This is a genomic window from Bradyrhizobium sp. Rc2d (genome assembly GCF_900099855.1).
Classification (GTDB): domain Bacteria; phylum Pseudomonadota; class Alphaproteobacteria; order Rhizobiales; family Xanthobacteraceae; genus Bradyrhizobium.
Map to the genome: position 1 here is coordinate 1 of NZ_FNCU01000114.1, position 1223 is coordinate 1223.

1 protein-coding gene is annotated in these 1223 nt (G+C 65.7%); it reads left to right on the forward strand.

The features are described from left to right. On the forward strand, nt 1-1223 hold a 1223-nt coding region (locus tag BLV07_RS45735; RefSeq protein WP_143035761.1), incomplete at both ends, for a DUF1522 domain-containing protein.

Genomic DNA, 1223 nt, shown 5'->3' on the forward strand with positions numbered 1-1223 from the left:
AACTTCTTCACGGCCCAGTCGCTCGACAACCGCGCCAGCGACATCAACAATCTGCTCGATGGCATCGCCAACGGCGTGCAGGTGCTGCAGGCTGCCAACACCGGCATCACCTCGCTGCAGAAGCTGATCGACTCTGCGAAGTCGATCGCCAACCAGGCGCTGCAGACGACGGTCGGTTACTCCACCAAGTCCAACGTCTCGACCACGATCTCGGGTGCGACGGCTTCGGATCTGCGCGGCACGACCAGCTACACCAGCGCGGATGCGCTGAGCAACGTGCTCTACAGCGGTGCGGCCGGCGGTACGACCGCTGCAGCCTCCGGTACCAAGCTCGGCGGCGTCCAGGGGACGAACACTGGAACCGTCATCAACGCTGCGACGACCGGTGCGAGCCTGCTGAACGGCACGGCGACCGCTGGCGACGCCAACGCCGGCGTTGCTGCGGGCGACACGCTCACCGTCAACGGCAAGACCATCACCTTTGCTGCCGGTGACATTCCCACGACGACTCCGGCCGGCCAGACCCAGGTTGCTGCCACCGGTATCACGACCGGCAACGTCTACACGGACAACACCACCGGCAACGTGACGGTTTATCTCGGCTCGGCCACGAAGGCTGCGGTGGGTGATGTCCTGACCGCGATCGACCTCGCCAGCGGCGTGCAGAGCAACGTTGCCGGCACCCTGACGGTCAACAGCAGCCAGACCATCTCGTCGGTCAACGGCAGCGGCGCGCTCGTCCTGAAGAGCACGACCGGTTCCGACCTGAGCGTGACCGGCAAGGCCGACATCCTGAACAAGCTTGGCCTGACCACCGCGACCGGCGCCGGCAGCGTGACTGCCACGGCGAGCCGCACCACGAGCTCGGCGACCCTGTCGTCGTTCATCTCGTCGGGTTCGACCCTGAACGTCGATGGCCATGTCATCACCTTCAAGGACGGTCCGACGCCTTCGGCGGCTTCGCTGGCCTCCACCCAGGGCGTGTCCGGTAACGTCGTCACCGACGGCAACGGCAACTCGACGGTCTACCTGCAGAGCTCGACGATCGCCGACGTTCTGAAGGCGGTCGACTTCGCCACGGGCGTACAGACCTTCACACTCAACGGCAGCGGCGGCGGTACGCTTGCGACCGCTTCAGGCCAGACCAACTCGTCGATCAACGCCTCCGGCCAGCTCAAGATCTCGACCGGCGTCAACGCCGATCTGTCGATCACCGGCACCGG